Origin of the sequence: Streptomyces sp. BV286, assembly GCF_019090165.1 — a bacterium.
Classification (GTDB): domain Bacteria; phylum Actinomycetota; class Actinomycetes; order Streptomycetales; family Streptomycetaceae; genus Streptomyces.
Genome location: NZ_JAHRIB010000141.1, coordinates 376,762 through 396,374 on the forward strand (window position 1 = coordinate 376,762; position 19,613 = coordinate 396,374).

The 19,613-nt window shown below is 70.9% G+C and carries 14 protein-coding genes; 6 read left to right on the plus strand and 8 right to left on the minus strand.

Annotation, left to right across the window (positions count from 1 at the left end; genetic code table 11):
* Positions 1 to 114: 114 nt before the first annotated feature.
* Positions 115 to 3,123, minus strand: a complete 3,009-nt coding sequence (locus KUF83_RS21430; protein WP_254644121.1) for a family 16 glycoside hydrolase — start codon at positions 3,121 to 3,123, stop codon at positions 115 to 117.
* A 350-nt stretch (positions 3,124 to 3,473) separates the two neighbouring features.
* Between KUF83_RS21430 and KUF83_RS21435 the strand changes: the two genes are divergently transcribed.
* Positions 3,474 to 4,670 (plus strand): MFS transporter, encoded by a 1,197-nt coding sequence (locus KUF83_RS21435; protein WP_217456359.1) that lies wholly within the window; start codon positions 3,474 to 3,476, stop codon positions 4,668 to 4,670.
* Between the two features lie 163 nt (positions 4,671 to 4,833).
* Here the strand turns inward: KUF83_RS21435 and KUF83_RS21440 are convergent, their stop codons facing one another.
* Positions 4,834 to 6,099, minus strand: a complete 1,266-nt coding sequence (locus KUF83_RS21440; RefSeq protein ID WP_217456360.1) for a DUF418 domain-containing protein — start codon at positions 6,097 to 6,099, stop codon at positions 4,834 to 4,836.
* Positions 6,100 to 6,454: 355 nt separating this feature from the next.
* Between KUF83_RS21440 and KUF83_RS21445 the strand changes: the two genes are divergently transcribed.
* Positions 6,455 to 8,302: an ABC transporter ATP-binding protein gene (locus KUF83_RS21445; protein ID WP_374106115.1), complete on the plus strand. Its 1,848-nt coding sequence runs from the start codon at positions 6,455 to 6,457 to the stop codon at positions 8,300 to 8,302.
* 24 nt (positions 8,303 to 8,326) lie between these two features.
* Positions 8,327 to 8,962 carry a nucleotidyltransferase domain-containing protein gene (locus KUF83_RS21450; RefSeq protein WP_217456361.1) on the plus strand — a complete coding sequence of 212 codons (636 nt, stop codon included), beginning with the start codon at positions 8,327 to 8,329 and terminating at the stop codon, positions 8,960 to 8,962.
* Between the two features lie 70 nt (positions 8,963 to 9,032).
* Here KUF83_RS21450 and KUF83_RS21455 read toward each other — a convergent pair whose 3' ends face one another.
* Both KUF83_RS21455 and KUF83_RS21460 read right to left on the minus strand, forming a co-directional pair.
* Positions 9,033 to 9,905, minus strand: coding sequence for a trans-aconitate 2-methyltransferase (locus tag KUF83_RS21455; protein WP_217456362.1), 873 nt, complete (start codon positions 9,903 to 9,905; stop codon positions 9,033 to 9,035).
* A gap of 92 nt (positions 9,906 to 9,997) precedes the next feature.
* Positions 9,998 to 10,597 (minus strand): helix-turn-helix domain-containing protein, encoded by a 600-nt coding sequence (locus KUF83_RS21460; protein WP_217456363.1) that lies wholly within the window; start codon positions 10,595 to 10,597, stop codon positions 9,998 to 10,000.
* Positions 10,598 to 10,841: 244 nt separating this feature from the next.
* Here KUF83_RS21460 and KUF83_RS21465 point away from each other — a divergent pair, with 244 nt between their 5' ends.
* Both KUF83_RS21465 and KUF83_RS21470 read left to right on the plus strand, forming a co-directional pair.
* Positions 10,842 to 12,443: an MFS transporter gene (locus KUF83_RS21465; RefSeq protein WP_217456364.1), complete on the plus strand. Its 1,602-nt coding sequence runs from the start codon at positions 10,842 to 10,844 to the stop codon at positions 12,441 to 12,443.
* Positions 12,444 to 12,627: 184 nt separating this feature from the next.
* Complete coding sequence (locus KUF83_RS21470; protein WP_217456365.1) at positions 12,628 to 13,176, plus strand: DUF1062 domain-containing protein; 549 nt, start codon at positions 12,628 to 12,630, stop codon at positions 13,174 to 13,176.
* A gap of 116 nt (positions 13,177 to 13,292) precedes the next feature.
* Here KUF83_RS21470 and KUF83_RS21475 read toward each other — a convergent pair whose 3' ends face one another.
* From KUF83_RS21475 to KUF83_RS21490, 4 genes are all read right to left on the minus strand, one after another.
* A complete protein-coding gene (locus tag KUF83_RS21475) occupies positions 13,293 to 14,438 on the minus strand; it encodes an RNA polymerase sigma factor (protein ID WP_217456493.1) in 1,146 nt (381 codons plus the stop codon).
* A gap of 8 nt (positions 14,439 to 14,446) precedes the next feature.
* Positions 14,447 to 14,854, minus strand: coding sequence for a YciI family protein (locus tag KUF83_RS21480; protein ID WP_217456366.1), 408 nt, complete (start codon positions 14,852 to 14,854; stop codon positions 14,447 to 14,449).
* 383 nt (positions 14,855 to 15,237) lie between these two features.
* A complete protein-coding gene (locus tag KUF83_RS21485) occupies positions 15,238 to 15,618 on the minus strand; it encodes a hypothetical protein (protein ID WP_254644122.1) in 381 nt (126 codons plus the stop codon).
* Between the two features lie 26 nt (positions 15,619 to 15,644).
* On the minus strand, positions 15,645 to 16,142 hold the full coding sequence (locus tag KUF83_RS21490; protein ID WP_217456367.1) for a GNAT family N-acetyltransferase: 498 nt from the start codon (positions 16,140 to 16,142) through the stop codon (positions 15,645 to 15,647).
* Between the two features lie 275 nt (positions 16,143 to 16,417).
* Here KUF83_RS21490 and KUF83_RS21495 point away from each other — a divergent pair, with 275 nt between their 5' ends.
* Complete coding sequence (locus KUF83_RS21495) at positions 16,418 to 19,600, plus strand: ABC transporter permease (protein ID WP_308403080.1); 3,183 nt, start codon at positions 16,418 to 16,420, stop codon at positions 19,598 to 19,600.
* Positions 19,601 to 19,613 lie beyond the last annotated feature (13 nt).

Sequence of the window (19,613 nt, forward strand, 5' to 3'; positions counted from 1 at the left end):
GGCACGGAGGCGAAGGCGGCGTTGCGGACCGGCCCGGTAGGCCGGCCCGGTAGGCCGGCCCGGTAGGAACGGGGAAGCCGGGCCCGGCGAAGGGGAACCGGGCCCGGCTTCAGGTCATGTCAGCGGTTCCAGCCTGATGTTGCGGAACCTGACCTTGTTGCCGTGGTCCTGCAGACGGATGGCTCCCGCCGCCGGTGTCTCGGATCTGCCCGAAGCGGTGGGGCCGTCGAGGGCGATGTCGTCGTGCACCTTCTGGCCGTTCCACACCACGGTCAACCGGGCGTCCTCGGTCTTGGCGCCGCTCTCGTCGAAGCGGGCGGCGCGGAAGACGATGTCGTAGGTCTGCCAGGTCTCGGGAGCCTTCGCCGCGTTCACGTCGGGCGCCTTCTTCAAATAGATGGCTCCGGCTTCGTTGGTGTCCAGGGAGGTGTCACCGTAGGAATCCAGGATCTGCAGTTCGTAGCGGTCCTGGATGAAGATTCCGCTGTTCCCGCGGTTCTGCCCGGTGACGTCGGAAGGCAGCAGCGGAACGCGGAACTCGACGTGCAGCTTGAAGTCCTGGTACGCGTCGATGGTCCGGATGTCGCCGCAGCACACCTCCATGGATGACTCGTCGGAGAGCGGCCACTCCAGTCGTCGGCCGTCCGTGTGCTGCCACTGCGACTGTGAGGCGGCGCTCCCGTCGAAGAGTGCGAGCGGCGCGCCCTGCCGGCGGACGGTGATGAGGTCGAGGTTGACATGGCCGCTGTCACCGGCGTCGTAGCGGTAGGAGATGGTGTTGTCTCCCTCGCGCAGCGCTATCGGTTCGGTCCGCGTGGACCACGAATCCCAGTCACCGGTGGAGGCGAGCCGTATCTGCCGCAGCTTCTTCCCATTGGCGTACAGGGAGACCGACTTGGTCCCCTGGAAGGGGTTCGGGCCGTTGGAGTAGCGCAGGTTGACGTCGTAGGTGCCCGCTCTGGGGACCTTCACGTCGAAGGTGGTGGCTGCCTTGCCCTCCGTGTTGTACCGGTCGACGAAGCCGCTGCCGGAGTGTCCGACGTGATCGGTGTTGATGCCGGCCGTACCGGTGAGACGGGCCTCCTCGGCCTCGTACTGGGTGGCGGCGGGCGGCTGCTTGCCGGGCATGGCGTTGAGCGTGTACCAGGCCTCGGTGTTCCAGAGGGATTCACCGGACGTGGAGGTGAAGGGACGCGCGGACCGCAGGTGGACGACCCGTCCCGGCTTCAGGTTGTCCAGCCGCAGCCGCACGGTGAGCCCGTCCTTCGACAGCTCGGCCGATCGCACGGGGAGCGTCTCCTCGGCGATCTTCGGGCCGCCGTAGGCAGCGGTCGGTGTGTACCGCCATTGCTCGGCCCGGTAGCGTTCCGCCAGCTTCTCGGCCGTCTTCTCGGACACCGGCTGGGTGTAGGTCAGGTCGAAGCCGCCGGGCACGGCACGCATCGTCTTGATGTCGAAGGTGTTGCCGCCGTTGGGCGTGAGCTTCTGCAGGCCGAACTTGAGCTTGCCCTCCTGCCCCCAGTTGCCGTCGGCGCCGAGACCGCCCGCGTAGACCGAGCCGTCGGGCCCGAGGGTGAGGCGGTTGACCCCGGCCTCAAGTCCCTGCGTGTAGCGGAAGACGGCACCCTGGTACTGGCCCTGCACCTTCTCCAGGTACGCCCGCTGCAGGCCGCCGTAGGTCACGTCGCCGATCAGCATCTGCCCCGCGAACCTGCCCTTCTTCAGATACAGCGGTGTGGAGGGCGAGTTGGCGATCTCGTTCTGGGGCAGCCACAGCACCGGACTGGTGGGTGTGGAGGCGTCGAAAGGACCGGACGGCTCGGTGTAGTGATTGAAGAAGCGGTCCTGCTTGACGTGGACCAGCTTCGACGAAGGAAGCCACCCACCCTGGTTGTCAGTGGCGAAGAGTTCACCCTCCGGACCCCAGCCGATCCCGTTGGGGGTGCGCAGCCCGCCCGCGACCGGGCTGATGCGGCCCGTCTTCTTACTGACCTTGTACGTGGTTCCGCGGTCCGGCGCGGGCTGCGGGACCGTGGTCGCGCCGCCCAGATCGATGGCGACGGAGAGGTTCACGTAGAAATAACCGTCACGGTAGAGGAGGCCGAAGGCGAACTCGTGGAAGTTCCCTCCGTACGGCCAGCTCGCGACGGTGCGGTACTCGTCGGTGACGTCGTCACGGTCCCGGTCGACGAGCCGGGTCAACTCGTGTTTCTGCGAGACGTACAGCGAACCGTCCACGTACTTGATACCCATGGGTTCACGCAGTCCACCGGCCACCTTTTTGACGGTGACCTTGTCCTTGCTGGTCGCGCCGGTGACGTTGTCCAGCAGGTACACCTCACCGGCAACGTTGTCAGAACCGCCCCAGGTGCTGATCGCCAAACGCCCGTCGGGCAGCCAGTCCATGCCGGTGACCTGTGGTTCGAAACCGTCGGGCCGCAGATCGGTGAGCGTCAGGTCGGGTCGGACGGACGTGAGGGGGAGGCCGTCGCCGGGGGAGTCGCCGCTCGCCTCGCAGTCCTTGCGTCCGGGGGCGGTCACCCGGACGACGTCGGCATCCGTACTCAGCGCTTCGCGAGGTACGACCGTGAAGTCGCCCTCACCCGGCGGCTTCCAGGCCAGTTGCAGCTGCTGTCCGCCGTCACGCTCGAAGTGATCGATGCGCAGAGGGTGCAGCCCGGCGGTGAGCGAGACGGAACCGTCCTTCGGCTCCGCGCCGTGGAGCCCGTCGTGGTCGATCACCACGGAGTCGTCGAGGGACAGCCGGGAGCCGTCGTCGCTGGTGAGACGGAACTCGTAGGTGCCGTCCCGCGGCACGACCAGGTTGCCGGTCACCTCGGTGACGAAGCGGTCGGAGAAGCCGCCGAAGTCGTCCGTCGTGGACCAGTCCACCGTCGGCTTCAGCGAGTCGTGGTTGGGGGTCTGCCCGGGTTTGAGGGTGCACAGCTTGCTCAGCGGGGTCTGCACGTCGAAGACGCGCAGCGTGACTCCGGGGTCCTGCGGCGGGATGTCCGACGGGGCGGCCGTGGACGCCGGGGCGGCCCAGAGGCCACCGGCCAGGACGGCTCCGGTCAGCAGGGCGGGGAGAAGTCTTCGGGCACGCAGGAATGGATGGTGGGACAACGGTCCTCCATGATGCGGGACCGGACCGTGCCGGATTGCGTTCCGGTCATCGATGTGACTGCGTTGCGCCGCCAACCTAGAGGTCTTTCGCTCAGCATGTCCATACTTTGTCATCCAAGTGTTCAAAGTCTTTCGCGGAGACTGACATTGCATCAGTTGTCCTTGTGGGACGTTCACTTACGTGGTCGTCCGGGGTTCCTCGCTTTCGTCCAAGCGCCGACGATCTTTGTCCATGGACGCGCCCGCCGCCGACGGGTGAGGGTGAGCCATGAGCGAATTGAGAAGCAGGGACACGGACTTCCCGCCGACCGGGCGCCAGGTTGCACAGCCGCACGGCAGTTGACCCGCGGATGCCCGCCGGGCTGGTGGCGCTCGCGCTCGGCGGGTTCGGTATCGGTCTGACGGAGTTCCTGATCGCCGGACTGCTGCCGCAGGTGGCATCGAGCTTCGCGGTGTCCGAGGCGGCCGCCGGCCGGCTCATCTCCGGGTACGCGTTGAGTGTGGCGATCGGTGCGATCGTGCTGACCGCGGCGACGGCACGACTGCCCCGCAAACAGGTCCTGGTCGGCCTGGTGGCCTTGTTCGTGATCGGCAACCTGCTGTCCGCCGTCGCGCCGGACTATCCGGTGATGATGCTGGGGCGGATCATCGCGGCGCTGTGCCACGGTTCGTTCTTCGGTATCGGCTCTCTGGTCGCTCGCAGCCTGGTCGCGCCGGAGAGGAAGTCCCGTGCGGTGGCGGTCATGTTCGCCGGGCTGACGCTCGCGAACGTGCTGGGTGTTCCGTTCGGTGCGCTGGTCGGTGAACGCTGGGGCTGGCGTGCGGCGTTCTGGGCGGTCACCGTCATCGGCGTGCTCGCGCTGGCGGGAATCGCCGCGCTCGTGCCCGGCGGGGGCGCGAAGCAGGACCCGGCGGTGACGGGCCGTGCGGGCCCACGGGCACCGAGCGGTCTGCGGGCCCAGGTCCGTGCCTTCCGGTCGTGGCAGGTGTGGCTGACCCTGACGGCCACCGCGCTCGGCTACGGCGGGATGTTCGGAGCATTCAGCTACATCGCCTACACGTTCACCGAGGTCGGCGGCTTCACCTCCGCGGATGTCGCCTGGCTGCTCATGGTGTACGGCGTCGGCCTGGTGGTCGGAAACCTGGTCGGCGGGCGAGCGGCCGACGGCGACCGGGACCGCGCCCTCGTCATCGCCCTGCTCGGACTCAGCGTCACCCTGGCTGTGTTCGGACTGCTGGCAGGCAGCGGCATCGCGTCCGTGATCCTGGTCTTCGCGATGGGGGTGTTCGGGTTCGCCGGTGTGCCCGGCATGATCACTCGCGTCACCGACTTCGCCCACGGGGCGCCGCTGGCCGCCGGCGCCAACGTGTCCGCGTCCAACGTCGGCAACGCACTCGGCGCCTGGCTCGGCGGTCTGGCCATCACCGCGGGCCTCGGCTACAGGGCGCCGCTCTACGTCGGTGCCGTACTCGCCCTGACCGCCGTCATCGTCATGGCCGTCGCCGCTCAACTGGCCAGGCCCTGCGCGGTACAGGCCGACCGTTGACGGTCCTGCTCCCCTCTTCGTACGGCTGGGAGCACTCACTGACCACTGACCACTGACCACTGACCACTGACCAGTGACCACTGACCACCTACCAGTGACCTGTGGGTCTGTGAGCGGGCCGTGCCGGGGTGGGACGTGGCGGTCGAGTCACCCCGGCTGGGCCTCATCGGATGCGATGCGCCGGCTTGGTGGCGGCGTTGAGCAGGTACTCCAGGGGTCCGCGGCGGAAGAAGCGGGACCAGACCGTGGCGAACACGATCGCCCCGAGGACGAAGCTGATCAGCGTGACCCAGGATTCCTCGTCGTGGGTCGCGCCCCACGAGGGCAGCCAGCCCTGTATGACGAAGTGGCCCACGTAGGCGGTCAGGGACATGGTTCCCACGGCGATGACCGGTTTGGCCGGGCGGCGCAGTCGCGGCAGGCGGTCCATGGCCACCGTCGCGCCCACGATCACGAGAATCGCGACCCCCACGCTGCCGATGATGTCGAACGTGGTGCCGCTGTGCGGCCCGGCCGTCAGCAGCGACGAGGCCTGGGGCTCGAACGACCCGCCGTCGGGGGGCATCGACCCGGAGCTGCCGGACATCGACCCGGAGCCACCGGACGACGACCCGTCTTCCGCCGTGCTCCTCAACGCGTCCTTGCCGGCGAGCAGCAAGGACATGCCGTACGCGGCCACGGTGAGGACGGCGCCGAGTGCGGCCAGGCGCCACTGGACGGCGGTCCGGGACAGGTCGAGGCGGGCCAGCGCCATACCGGCGATCACGAACGACATCCACGTGATCGTCGGGTAGAAGCCGGTGAACAGCAGATCGAGTACGCCCACGTTGCTGAGCCGGTGGAGCGGGTCATAGGAGTTGATGCTCTGCCGGACCGGCTCGGTCAGCAGTGAGTTCAGGGCGAACGACAGCTGCGGTGTGACCAGGGCGAGGGAGGCCGCGATGATCGCGAGCGTCTTGGCCCGCAGTCGTACCAGGGGCAGCGCCAGCAGGAAGTAGACCCCGTAGAAGCCGAGGATGATTACTCCGCCGTATTCCATCGCCATCACGGTGCCCAGCGCCAGCAGGACCACGGCGCGGATCGCGATCCTGGCCTTCGCCTGCCGGCCGGCCAGGCCGGTCTTCGGCTCGCGGCGGCCGGCGAGCAGCACCAGTGAGAACCCGGCGAGGGTGGCGAACAGGACCGACGAGTGACCGTCCGCCATGTAACGGACCCAGCTGGCGACGCCGTCCGTGGCCGACAGCGGGGGGCCGATGTGCACGACGTACATGCCGAACACCGCCAGTGCGCGGGCCAGGTCCACTCCGACGAGGCGTCCCATCGAGGGACCGGGCGTGGCCTGCGGGGTGGACTCGGGGGAAGTCCGGGGCTGCGGAGGCGAGTTCTCCTGCGGAGCTGATGTCTCCTGCAGCGGTTGCATCTTTGTCATACGGAGAATCTCGCGTGGACGTCAGGGGGCGGAACATCCGGCAGTCTTCGGTACCGGCCCCGCCGGTCGGCGTGGATCACCCCGCTGACCGGCGGAGTTTCGCCCGGCGGTTCGGCGCGGGCGGGCGATGGCCTTTGATGCAGCCACTCGGCGGGGGTGGACCCGACGGTTGCCGGATGGGCGGGGGCGGGCCGGGCTTCCAGGCTGGAGGCAGGACGTGTCCGAACGGTCGGCGCACATCCGCTCCGCCAGGGCGGCGGGGCTCGTCCCCGAGCCGAAACCCACACCTGCTCACGCAACTGGTGTGCCGGACCGCTGATGCGGTGCTTGGCAGACCGCAGAAGAGAGGATCTTCGTGAACACCGCACCCGCCCCGGTGATGGATGAAGCATCGCTGTCCGCCCGAGAGACGGTCAGAGCACTGTGCGGCTATGTGCGGCCGTACCGGTGGGCCGTCGTCCTCGGTCTGCTGTGTTCCCTGGTCGGGGCCGCCGGTGGACTGCTGCAGCCGCTGGCCACCAAGGTACTGGTGGACCGGCTGGCGACCGGTGAGACCATCGCCGGGATTCTGATCGCGCTCACCGTGCTGGTGCTGCTGGGCACGGCGGTCGAGGCGTTCGGCGCGTATGTGCTGGAGCGGACGGCGGAGTCGGTGGTCCTGGCCGCACGGCGCACCCTTGTGGGGCGGTTGCTGCGGCTGCGGATCCCGGAGTGGGAGCGGATCCCGCCGGGGGACCTGATGTCCCGGGTCACCTCGGACACCACGCTGCTTCGGGCGGTCAGCACCCAGGCGGTCGTCTCCGCGGCCACCGGCGCGGTGGCCTTCGTGGCGGCGATCGTGGTGATGGGCTTCCTGGACGTTGTGCTGCTGGGTGTGACGCTCGGCGTGGTCGTGCTGGTCGGCGGGGCCGCCACGCTGGTGATGCCGAGAATCGCCCGCGCCACCGAACGGTCGCAGGAGGCGGTCGGGGAGATCTCCGTCGCGCTGGAGCGGGTCTTCGGGGCGTTTCGCACGGTGAAGGCGTCCGGTGCCGAGGAGCGGGAGACCGCCCGGGTGGAGGCGGCGGCACAGCGGGCGTGGCGGTACGGCGTGAAGAGCGCGAAGTGGGAGTCCGTGGCAGGCGCGGCGGACGAACTCGCCGTACAGCTGGCCTTTCTCGCGGTGCTCGCGGTCGGCGGGGCACGGGTGGCGTCGGGGGAGATCCCCGTGTCCACCCTCATCGCCTTCCTGCTCTACCTCTTCTACCTGATCGAACCGGTGTCCAAGCTGGTCGACGCCATGTCCGACTATCAGGAGGGGGCAGCCGCGATCTCCCGCATCGCGCATGTGGAACGCCTGTCTGCGGAGCCGACCGTCCGGCGGAAGAGGCATCTGCCCGGGCAGCGGGCAGCGGCGTCGGGTCCCGCATCGGTCCGCTTCGAGGACGTGTCCTTCCGCTACCGTCCGGGCCGGCCCTCCATCCATCAGCGGGTGAGCTTCGAGGTACCGGGCGCGGGGCTGACGGCCTTCGTCGGCCCTTCCGGGGCGGGCAAGTCGACGGTGTTCGCACTCATCGAGCGGTTCTACGAGGCCACCGGCGGGCGGGTCCTGGTCGACGGCAAGGACGTCCAGGACTGGTCCCTGCCCGAGCTGCGGTCTGCCATCGGCTACGTGGAGCAGGACGCTCCGGTGCTGGCTGGCACGCTGCGCGAGAACCTGGTCTTTGCCGCGCCCTGCGCGACGGACGTCGACATCCGCGACGTCCTGGCCCGGACGAGGCTCGACACCGTCGTCGCGCGCCTGCCTCACGGGCTGGACACCCCGGTCGGACACCGCGGCTCACAGCTGTCGGGCGGTGAACGGCAGCGCGTCGCCATCGCCCGGGCCCTGCTGCGCAAGCCGCGGCTGCTGCTGTTGGACGAGGCCACCTCGCAGCTCGACGCCGTCAACGAACTGGCACTGCGGGAAGTCATCGCGGAGGTGGCCCGTGAGAGCCCCGTGCTGGTGGTGGCTCACCGCCTGTCGACGGTGACCGGCGCCGACCGGATCATCGTCATGGAGGCCGGCCGGGTCCGGTCGGTGGGCACCCATGAGGAACTGATGGCCCAGGACCGGTTGTACGCGCAGCTGGCGGCCACCCAGCTCCTGGCCCCCGCGCGACAACCCACCCCCCGCAGGGTGGTCCGGCCGTCCGGGTTCCCGAAGACCGACCGGGACCTGTGAGGCGGGCCGACATACATTGTGCCGATGGCCGACTACCTGCCGCCCGGCGGCGCTGTGCTGGACACGGACGACCTGACTGCCCGGTGGGCGCAGGCCTGGCAGCCGGAACAGGTCGCGGAGCGGTTGGACGGGGTCCGTACCCCCTGGTGTGTTGCGGCGGGGTGGGCGCTGGACCTGTTTCGCGGGGAGCAGTCGCGACAGCACGGCGACCTGGAGATCGCGGTACCCGCGGCGGACTTCCCGGAGATCCGGGACCGTCTTCCCGAGTACGCATGGGATGCGGTGGGTTCGGGCCGGGTCTGGGCGGAGGCGGGCGCCGAGGTTCTGGCGGCCACGCACCAGACCTGGCTCCGGGATCCGGCAAGCGGGCGCTTCCTGTTCGACGTCTTCCGGGAACCGCACGACGGCGGCACGTGGATCTGCCGGCGGGACGAGAGCCTGCGACTGCCGTACGACGTGATCATCGAGAGGACGGCGGGCGGGATTCCCTTCCTGGTACCGGAGTTGGTGCTGCTGTTCAAGGCGAAGGCGCCGCGGCTCAAGGACCAGGCGGACTTCGACGGGGTCCTGCCGCTGCTGGGCCGAGCACGGCGGGCCCGCCTCGGTGAGTGGCTGGACCACGTGCACCCCGCACACCCCTGGCTGTCGCGGCTGCGGTGAGATGCCGCGGTGGTGAAGTACCGGGCACGGTGAGGCAACAGGGGTGGCGAGGCGCTGGGCGGGCCGGGGTTCAGGTGCGGCGGGCGGCCCACACGGTGCGTTCCGTACGCACGTTCAGGTCGGGGCGGCGCAGGATGCTGTGCGGGCTGTCGGTGTCGAGCAGTTGGTCGAGAGCGGCCACGTCGTCGGGTGTCAGGACGGATGCGGCACGGCCGCGCAGGTGGCGCAGACTGCTGAGTGCGTAGCGTCCCACCGCGCCGGTGTGGGGTGGGCCGATGTCGACGGTGACGGTGCGTCGGTCTTCGACGGTGAAGCCGGCCCCCGTCAGCTTGGGTCCCCAGTCGGCGCCGCGGTGGGAGGTGTGCTCCGCGTGCTGGTGGGCGACTGCGGCATGGCAGCGCTCCTCCAGGCCGGGAGCTTCCTGTGGGGCGTCCTCGGGCAGGAACCGAGGGAAGCCGGCGAGTTCGACGACGGCGAACAGCCCGCCCGGTGCCAGTAGGCCGTGGACCTGGCGCAGGGTGCGGTCGGGGTCGCGCATGTGATGCAGAGAGGCCGATGCCCAGACGAGGTCCGGTGTGCCGAGCCCGGGCCACGACGTCGCGTCGAGGTCTGCCTGCACGAGGCGCACGCGGTCGGTGACTCCGGCTGCGGCTGCCTTCTCCCGCAGGCGGTCCAGGTGCGTGGCTGAGAGGTCGGTGGCCGTCACCTCCGCCTCGGGAAATCGCTCGAGCAGGGCGAGGGTGCCGGCTCCGGTCCCGCAGCCCAGATCCACGATGCGGCGAGGGTCGTCCCCGACGGGCAGCCAGGCGGTGATGGACGCGATGTGTTCGGCGAGCACTTCCGCGTCCAGGTCGAGGATCTCCGCCTGGTCGCCCGTGTCGTGCTCTCGCTGGTGAACAGGGTGTGCGCCGTGGTGCGCCGCGTGGGGCGTGGGGTGGTTCATGCGTGCACGCTAAGCGGGCCGTCCGTACGGGGCCCGGTGCGTTGCGGAATGCGCAAGGCGATGGCCGGCTGTGCTGCGGAGCACGCAAAGGATCAGGACGAGGGGCGGTTCGCCTTCGTCTTCGCGTCGCTGTCGCCGCGCTGGTGGCCGCGGCGGGCGTCGCGGTCGAAGATGCCCAGGATCTCGCACGGTCCGCCCTCGGCACCGATCGCGTGCGGGAGCATCGTGGGGAACTCCGCCGCCTGGTTGGTCTCGATCCGCAGGCGCCGGTTGCCCAGGAGCAGGATCGCGGTGCCGGACAGGACGACGAGCCATTCGCGCCCCGGGTGGGCGCGCATGCGTGCGGGATTGTCGGGCGGCGGGTCGGTCATGCGCTGACGTACGACGGTCATGCCTGGCTCCGCCTTGATGGGCCAGCGCATGAGGCCGTGGGCCCCGTCGATCATCGGGTTGGAGACGACGTCGTCCGTGCCGGTCTCGACCAGTTGGTCGAGGGAGGTGTCCAGGGCTCGCGCGAGGGTGACGAGCTGGTCCAGGGCCAGACGGCGCTGACCGTTCTCGATGCGGCTGAGTGTGGACTGGCTGACCCGGGCACGGCCGGCCAGTTCCTCCAGGGACCAGCCCTGGGCCACCCGCAGGGCACGGATGCGCTTGCGTACCAGGCTGTCCAGCTCACCATTGTCTTGCGTCATGGGCAACATCGTATGCCTTGGCGGCAAGGCGCGCTTAGTGTCGTCCGTGTGCGGCCCTCGGCGACCGGGGTGGCAGCCTCCGCGGTCGCCGGCCTCGCCGACGCCGTACACCTGGCGGCACCGGAGAAGTACCCGGCCGGTCCTTCCCCCCTCAGCACTTCTGGCGCTCGAGCTCCGGCCCCGGCGCCGATTCCCGCCTGTCCCGTTGCCCTGCATGTTCCGCATGTCCCGCCGAGAGGAATCCATGAGTACGAACCCATCCCCCCGGACGAGTGCCGACCCGGCCGGTGCCCCCGACGAGGACGTGCCCGACGAGCGTCGGCGGCGCACGATCCTGATCGCCGTCTGCATCGCGTTGATGGCCGTCGTCGCATCGGTGTCCGGGCTCAACGTCGCCCAGCCCGACCTCGCCGTCGCCTACGACGCCTCGCAGAGCACGGTCCTGTGGATGATCAACCTGTACACGCTCAGCCTCGCCGCACTCCTGCTGCCTCTCGGCGCGATCGGCGACCGTCTCGGCCGCAAACCCATGCTGCTCACCGGCCTGAGCGTCTTCGGCGTCGCCGGCGCGGTGGCAGGCCTGGCCCCGTCCGCCGAGGTCATGCTCGCCGCGCGCCTCTTCAGCGGAGCGGGCGCGGCGATGATCATGCCCATCACTCTCGCCGTCATCACCTCGACCTTCCCCCAGGAGGAAAGGGGGCGAGCGATCGGCGTGTGGACCGGCGTGGCCGGCGGGGGCGGTGTCCTGGGCATGTTCCTCTCGGCCGCCCTGGTCGACGTGGCGAGCTGGCGGTGGCTGTTCGTCCTGCCCATCGCGCTCGTCGTGGTCGCTTTCGCCATGGTGCTGCGATCCGTTCCCAACTCCCGTGAGAAGTCCGGGCACGACTTCGACACCGTCGGTGCGCTGACGTCCGTCGTCGCGGTGGCCGGGCTCATCTTCGTCCTCCAGGAAGGCCCCGAGCACGGCTGGACCTCCCCGGCGACACTGCTGAGCCTGGCCGTCGGTGTCTGCGCCGCCATCGGCTTCGTGGTCTGGGAACTGCGCCGCGGGGACGCCGCGCTCCTGAACGTGCGCCTGTTCGGCGAACGCGGTCTGGCGGGCGGCTCGATCACACTCCTTGTGGTCTTCGGCGTCCAGGCGGGTGTCTTCGTCGTCCTCTTCCCGTTCCTCCAGGCAGTCCTCGGCTGGTCGGGACTGCTGTCCACCCTGGCGCTGATGCCCATGGCCGTGCTGATGATGGCGGCCTCCGGCCTCGCTCCGCGGATGGCCGCACGCGTCGGCCCGCGGGCGACCATGGCCACCGGCATCCTCCTGGCCGGGGCGGGCCTGGCGCTCATGGCAGCCATCGTCTCCGTGGCCGGCGGCTACCTGTCCGTCCTCCCCGGCATGCTTGCCATGGGCGTCGGCATGGGCCTGTCGATGACACCCTCCACCGAGGCCATCACCAGCGCCCTTCCGCGAGAGCGCCAGGGCGTCGCGTCCGCCCTGAACGACGTCACCCGCGAGTTCGGCACCGCGCTCGGCGTCGCGTTGCTCGGAGCGCTCCTGTCCTCCGGCTACCGCAACGCCATCGACTCCCGGCTCGCCGATGTCCCCCAGGGGTCGGCCGACACCGCGCGCGAGGGCGTCGCCAACGCTCTCGCCGCCGCGAACGAGGCGGGCCCCGACGCCGAGGCGCTGATCCGCGCCGCCCGGGAGTCGTTCGTCGACGGCTGGCAGCACGCCATGTGGGCCGGAGTGGCCGTCATGGCCGCGCTGTTGCTCTACGTACTGGCCCGAGGACCCCAACACCCCACCCACACACCGGCGGACGAGCCGGAACCTGTCGAAGTGATCGCCCCGTAGGCCCGAAAAACCGGTGGAGCAGCACCGCTGTAGGCCAATACCGTGCTGCCGAACCGAGTTGTCCGGGTAAGGACGTGCCGTTGTACACCGTGTGAGACCCCCCGAGTGCTGATTCGTCGCGCGTCGCGCAGTTGCGCCGCGCTGCTTCTTGCTGCGGACTTCTCACTGGAACCGGTGTACTTCTGTGCTCAAGAACTGGGTGGTCATGCCCACCTGCCTGCCCCTCGTGCTGCGCCGTTGCCACGCGTGCGCGTCCGACCGCTTCCGGGCAAGCGGAAAATTTCGCGTCAACGCACACCACAAGCTCATCGATGTCTGGCTCCTCGTGCTCTGCACCGGGTGCGGGGACACGGCCAAGCTCACGGTGCTGGAGCGGACACACGTGCGCTCCGTACGGCCCGACCTGCTGGACCGGTTGCATGACAACGACCTCGGTCTGGCAGCCGAGTTGCTTCAGGATCCGGTCGTGCGGCGCCGCAATCGCATCGCCCTCGACTGGGACGACGCCTGGCGCCTCGACACAGGCGGATCGGATCACCTGGACCACGAGGTGATCGACGTATCGGTCCGCTTCGCGGCGCGAATCCCCGTCAGGCCGGTGCGACTGATCGCCGAAGGCTGCGGCCTCTCGCGGGCCGAGGCCGAGAGACTGATCACGGAGGGGAAGCTCGTTTCGGCGGTCCGGCTGAGCGGCAAGCTCTCCGGCGACTTCACCTTCACACTCAAGCGCTGAGCCGCCCCGGAACCCGGGGAACCAACGGCCAGGGGCCTGTCCGGCACAGCACGCCGGGCAGGCCCCTGCGGCCGTTTCCTGCGGGCCTCCGAACCAGTGTGCACTCGTGCGCCCCGTCAGCGGCCCCGGTGGGTGTTGAGCCGGGCGGCTTGGCGTGTCAGGTGGTTGCGTTCGGGGAGGTTGGGTGCCTTCTGGGCCGCCTCGGCGTAGAGGCGCGCCGCCTTCGTCAGGTCGCCGTCGCGCTCGTGGAGGTACGCCGCCACCGCCGTGTGGCGGGGCAGGGAGTCGTCCAGCGCCGCGAGCGCCGCGAGGCCGGCGCGCGGTCCGTCGGCCTCGCCGACGGCCACCGCACGGTTGAGCCGGACGACCGGGCTGTCCGTCAGGCGCACGAGCTCGTCGTACCACTCCACGATCTGTACCCAGTCGGTCTCCTCGGCGGTGGGCGCGTCGGCGTGGAGTGCCGCGACGGCTGCCTGTGCCTGGAACTCGCCCAGCCGGTCGCGGGCGAGAGCCGCCTGAAGGATCTCGACCCCCTCGGCGATCGACTTGGTCTCCCAGAGGCCGCGGTCCTGCTCGGCGAGAGGCACCAGACTGCCGTCGGGCGCTGTCCGGGCCGCCCGCCGGGCATGGTGGAGCAGCATCAGGGCGAGCAGCCCGGCCACCTCGGGGTGGTCGATCGCGGCCGCGAGCTGCCGGGTGAGCCGGATGGCCTCGGCGGCGAGGTCGACGTCACCCGAGTACCCCTCGTTGAAGACCAGGTAGAGGACGCGCAGCACGGTGGCGACGTCCCCCGGCTGGTCGAACCGCACGCCGGAGACGGTGCGCTTGGCCCGGCTGATCCGCTGCGCCATGGTGGCCTCGGGCACCAGATAGGCGTGAGCGATCTGCCGGGTGGTCAGCCCGCCGACGGCGCGCAGCGTGAGCGCGACCGCCGACGACGGCGTCAGTGACGGATGGGCGCACAGGAAGTAGAGCTGGAGCGTGTCGTCCGTCGCGGGCCCGGGAACGGGCGCAGGTTCCTCGTCCACGAGGTCCTCACGCCTGCGGCGGGCGGTGTCCGCCCGCGTCGCGTCGAGGAACCGGCGCCAGGCCACGGTGACCAGCCAGCCCTTCGGGTCCCGCGGCGGATCGGCGGGCCAGACACGGACCGCCTCGACCAGCGCGTCCTGCACGGCGTCCTCGGCCGCCGCGAAGTCGGCTCCGCGGCGGACGAGGATTCCGAGCACGCTCGGTGTGAGGCTCCGGAGCAGGACCTCGTTCACGTGAGAGGTCACTCCGTGATGGTGGGCGGCGTGGTCAGGAAGGGGCGCAGCTCGAGCCACTCGTGGATCGGCTTGCCGCCGGCCCCGGGGGCGGCCGACAGCTCTCCGGCCAGCTCGACGGCCCGCTCGTAGCTGTCGACGTCGATCACCATCCAGCCGGCGATGAGGTCCTTGGTCTCGGCGAACGGGCCGTCGGTGACCGGCGGGCGCCCCTCGCCGGCGTACTGGACGAACGTCCCCTCGGGGGCCAGCGCCTGACCGTCCACGAATTCGCCCGTCTCCTCGAGCCTGGCCGCGAAGTCCTGCATGTACTGCATGTGGGCCGAGATCTCCTCAGGAGTCCACTGCTCCATGGGGACGTCGTTGACCGGGGCCGGGGCGCCGCGGTAGTGCTTGAGCAACAGGTACTTGGCCATGGTGTTCTCCTCGGTCCGATGCGAGCCATTGTGGTCGCGTTCACAGCAGGGACGGAGCGGGCCACGGGTTCTCGACATCGCCGGCCGAAGTTTTCTCGAATTCTTTTCGGCTGTCTCGGGTGAGCCCCGGCAGGGGAGGGTGCCGGCCGGGAGTCCGACGCCGCCGACCTGCGTGAAGACCCGCTCGGCCCACCGGTCGTCCGCGTAGGGGAGGGCTGCCGCCGTACCGGTCGAGCAGCCTGACGAGTACCACTGGCCGGTGCGGACCGTACGCGCTCGACGTGGTCCGACGGGAGTCGGTAACACCACCTCACAACCGTGGCGTACGACCCGGGCCGGGGCCTGCCGCGGGCGTGACCTTCGCCGGCACACCCCCGCAGCCCTTAGCAGTGATAACCGTCCGGACACTCGGCGAACAGCACGCCGAAAACCCAGAAGAAGAGCACCGGCAGGCTGGACACGGCCCCCATGACGATGAAGCGCCGACGGGCTCGCCGCCGACGCCCGACGAGTGCCACCGCCAGTCCCGCGGCGGGCGCGACCACCATGCTGAGCAGCGCGGTCAGCCCGAACAGCCGACCCCACTCCTCCCGCACCTCAGGGACACCCATGGCATGGGCGACCGCGGGAGTCAGCAGGATGACGGGAGCGGCCACCCACCACCACGACAACCCCGTGATCACCCGGTCCACCCCCGACGGCGACCGGTCGCCGGACGGCACAGCACTGGGGCGCAGGTCCGGTGTGACATCGGGAGGTGGCATGCCAGAAATCATATTGCCCCCATGCGTCATGGAGTTGGGGGTGACCCGAGCTCCTTGCCGTACCAGATCTCCATGTACTCGCCCGTGCAGTACGCCGGGATCTCGTCGTAGCCGTGACGGACGTACAGTGAGCGCGCCTCGGTCAGGTCGAGGCGCGTGTTGAGCACCATCCGGCGGGCTCCGAGCCTGTGCGCCTCGGCCTCCAGCAGCTCCAGCAGGAAGCTCGCGCCCTTCTTCCCGCGGAACGCGGGGCGCACGTAGACGCGGGTGAGTTCGGCGCGTGCGGCGTCCAGCATCAGCACCCCGCCGCAGGCGGCGGCCTCCCCGCCGTAGCGCCCGACGACGAACCGGCCCGTGGGCGGGGCCAGCAGCTCGACACCGTCGTCGGCCAGACCCTGGTCGATCTCCTCGCAGGTCGCGGGCCTCTTCCAATAGCGGCTCGCGACCTCGGCGTAGTAGTCGCGGCGCAGACCGGTCGCGTCGGGTGAGTCGACGGCTTCGGGTGCCAGGCTCCAGGACGTCATGATCCTTCTATAGCTGACGAGTACAGCCCGGCGGAAACGCATTTCGGTGCGAGGGCCGTCAACGCGGTCGTCCGTGTCGAGACAACAACAAGCGGACAGCTGAGCCCAGTTGGGTGTCATGCCGGGCACCGGCCTGATCGCGGCGGACCGCTCCGGACGATTGCGGCTCCCGGACGGACGGACCCATACTGTGGCTGGCCGTACGGGGGGAGAGCGGCGAGTTGAGTGGGAGACGTGCGCCTACCGCCATACGTGCGACGGTGCACCATGGACTGGTGCTGGGGGCCGCGGGGCTTGCCGTGCTGCTCGCCGCCACCGTCCTGGCAGCGCTCGCGGCGCTCACCGAGAGAGCCGTCGAAGGCGGGGTGCAACGGCGGCTCGCCCGGGACCCGGAGGCCGTGGTCGAGGTCTCCGGGGCGTACCGGACCCGTGGTGCGGGGGAGGTCGATCGCCTCGTACGCGCCGCCGTCGACCGTGCCTTCGGTGGCGTACCGCATCACACCTGGGCGGCGTTACGGGCCCCGGCCAGTCGTTCCTCGGCGCTCACCGTGACCGAGGTGGACGGCCGTCGGCGGGACGCTGCCGCCGTGACGCTCCTCGGTCTCCAGGAGATGCAGCGGCACGCGGGGCTGGTGGCGGGACACTGGCCGCGGGCAGGCGGCTCGGGGATCGTCGAGACGGCGCTCAGTGATGTGTTCGCCGCGGAGCTCGCGGTGCGGCCCGGTGACGAACTGCGGGTGCAGCCCGACAGCGGACGCGCGGTGACCTTGCGGGTGGCAGGGCTGTACCGGGCGGGCGACCGCAGTCCCGCCGTCTGGGCGAACCTGAGCCCTACCTTCGCCGCTCCCGAGTCCATGGCGCTGGTGCCGCGCGAGGCGCTCGCGGCGACGCCTGCTCTGGCCAAGGACTCCGACGCGCTGTGGCTGGGTGTGCCGGACACCCGTGGGCTCCGGCTCGATGACATCGGGCCGCTGCAACGGCGTGCCGACGCCTTCTCCGGCAGTGACGTCTCGCTGTCCGTCTTCCGTGGTGGGCCGGTCCTGGCCGAGCTGGATGCCCGGTCCACGCTCGACAACGCGCTCGACGACCTGAGCACCCCCATCGCCGTGGCACGGGCCGGCCTGTACATCCCGGCCACCCTGCTCGCCGCCCTGGCGGCCGCCGCGCTCGTCCTCACGGCGCGTCAGCTCGCCGAGCACCGCCGCCCCGAACTGGCGCTGCTGGCCGCCCGTGGCGCCGGAACCACGCGGCTGGGTCTTTCGACGGCGGCACAGTGGGCGGCCGTGGCGGTGCCCGCCGGTGTGGCCGCGCCGTACCTGGCGGGACCGCTGCTGCGCCTCCTCGACGAGGCCGGGCTGATACCCGGCGACGTACCAGCGACGGCGACGCTGGCCGTCGGCTGGGTCGCCGCGCTGCTCGCCGTCCTGGTGCACGGCGTCGCCCTGCTGGTGCCGACCGTGCGCACCGTGCGGGACCGGCACGCCGTGCGCAGGCTCCGGCTGCGCCTCGGACGGTTCGCGGGAGCGCAGCGGCTCGGAGCCGACGTGGCGCTCGCCGCCGTCGCCGTGCTCGGCTGGCTGCAACTGCGGCAGTACCGCTCGCCCGTCACCGGCGGCGGCGTCGACCCGGTGCTGGTCCTCGCACCGGTCGCCATGACCTGCGCGGCCGCCTTGCTCGTCCTGCGGGCGCTGCCCCTGGCCGCCCGGATCACCGATCCGCTCGCGCGACGCGGCACCGGACTCGTACTGGCTCTGGGCGGCTGGCAGATCGCGCGGCGGGCCGCGCGGCACGCCGGTCCCGCACTGCTGGTGACGCTCGCCCTGGCCGTGGCGGCCCTCAGCAGTACCGCACTGGCCATCCTGGACCGCGGGGACCACGACCAGGCGGTCTTCAAGGTCGGCGCCGACCTGCGGATCGTCCCCGGGCAGCGCCTGCCGCTCGCGGAGCGGCGTGCCGCGTACGCAGCGCTGCCCGGCGCCGGGGCCGTCACGCCCGTGGTCGAGGCGAACGGATACCTCGGCCAGAGCTGGCTCACCGTCACCGGCGTGAACACCGCGACCGGTCCCGCCCCGGCCCTGCGGTCCGACCTCGGCGACCGGCCGGTGGCCGAGCTCGTCGCCCCACTCGGCCGGAACATACCTGCCTACGGGCTGCCGTTGAGCGGCTCGGCACGCGAACTGCCCTTGCGCGTCCGGCTCTCCGCCGACGGGCCCGGCACCCCCGTACCGGTGACGCTCACCGTCCACTTCGTGGACGCCGACGGGCTCACCCGGGCGAGCGAGGCGGTCATCGAGGACACCGGTGGCGCGGTCCGTACCGTGCGGTTGAAGGTCCCCGTCGACGGTGAAGGCGCCCGCATCGTCCAGGTGGGTCTGAGCATGACCGGAGAGACCGTACGCCGCACCTACCGCCTGTCCGTCGACGGTGTGCCCGGCCTCACCCGGCCCGCGGCCTGGCGTGATCTGCGCACCGACGCTCCCGACCGGAAGCTCGCAGGATGCCCCGACGCCACGCCGAGGCGCTCGCCCCGGAGCGCTCCGGGGCCGGTGCTGTGCTCCGACCGCCCGGCGCCCGGCACGCTCCTGGACGCGGTCCTGCGCGGTCCGGACGTCACCCTCAAGTACCCGACCTGGAGCGTGCGGCTGGGCACCGACCGTGCCAAGGGGCGTCCGGCCGCGCCCGCGCTCGCCGACCGCACGCTCCTCGCGTCCGGCGTGGCCCGGGTGGGAGACACGATCACAGTGCAGCGCGCCGGTGGCGGCACCGCCCGCATCAAGATCGTCGGGAGGATCGACGCCGTGCCGGGCGCCGACCGCGACCGGCCGCGGCTGTTGGCCGACTCCCGGGCCATGGCCGCCCAGTTCGCGCTCGGCGGCACGCTGCCCGTCGCCGAGTCCGCCTGGTGGGTGGCCGCCGACCGCGGCGACGCGACGGCGGCACTGAGAGCCGTGCGTGCCGACCCCCTCCTCGGCGCGGCCGTCGACGTGCCGCAGATGCGGGCCCGGCTGGCCGCCGATCCACTGCGGCAGGGCGCGCGCGGGGCACTCACGCTGTGTCTCGTCCTCGCGCCGGCGTTCGCCGTCGTCGGCTTCACCCTGCACACGGCACTCTCGGCGCGGGCCAGAACACGGGAGTTCGCGCTGCTGCGGGCCCTCGGGGTGCGGCGCGGGCAACTCGCCGCGTACCTGTGGACGGAGCAACTCGTGCTGGCCGCGGTGGCGGCGGTCCTCGGCACCCTGCTGGGCACCGCACTGGCCGCGACGATCATGCCGGTGGTGACCGTCGACGACACGGGAAGGCCGGTCTACCCGGGACTGCTCACCGACGTGCCATGGGTGCGGGTGGCCCTCACGGCGAGCGCCACGACGCTCATGATCTGCGCGATCGTGTCGGTCGTCGCCCGGTTCCTGGGACGGGTCGACCTGGCCCGTGTGCTGCGCGCGGGGGAGGACCGGTGAAGCGCCCTGCGCG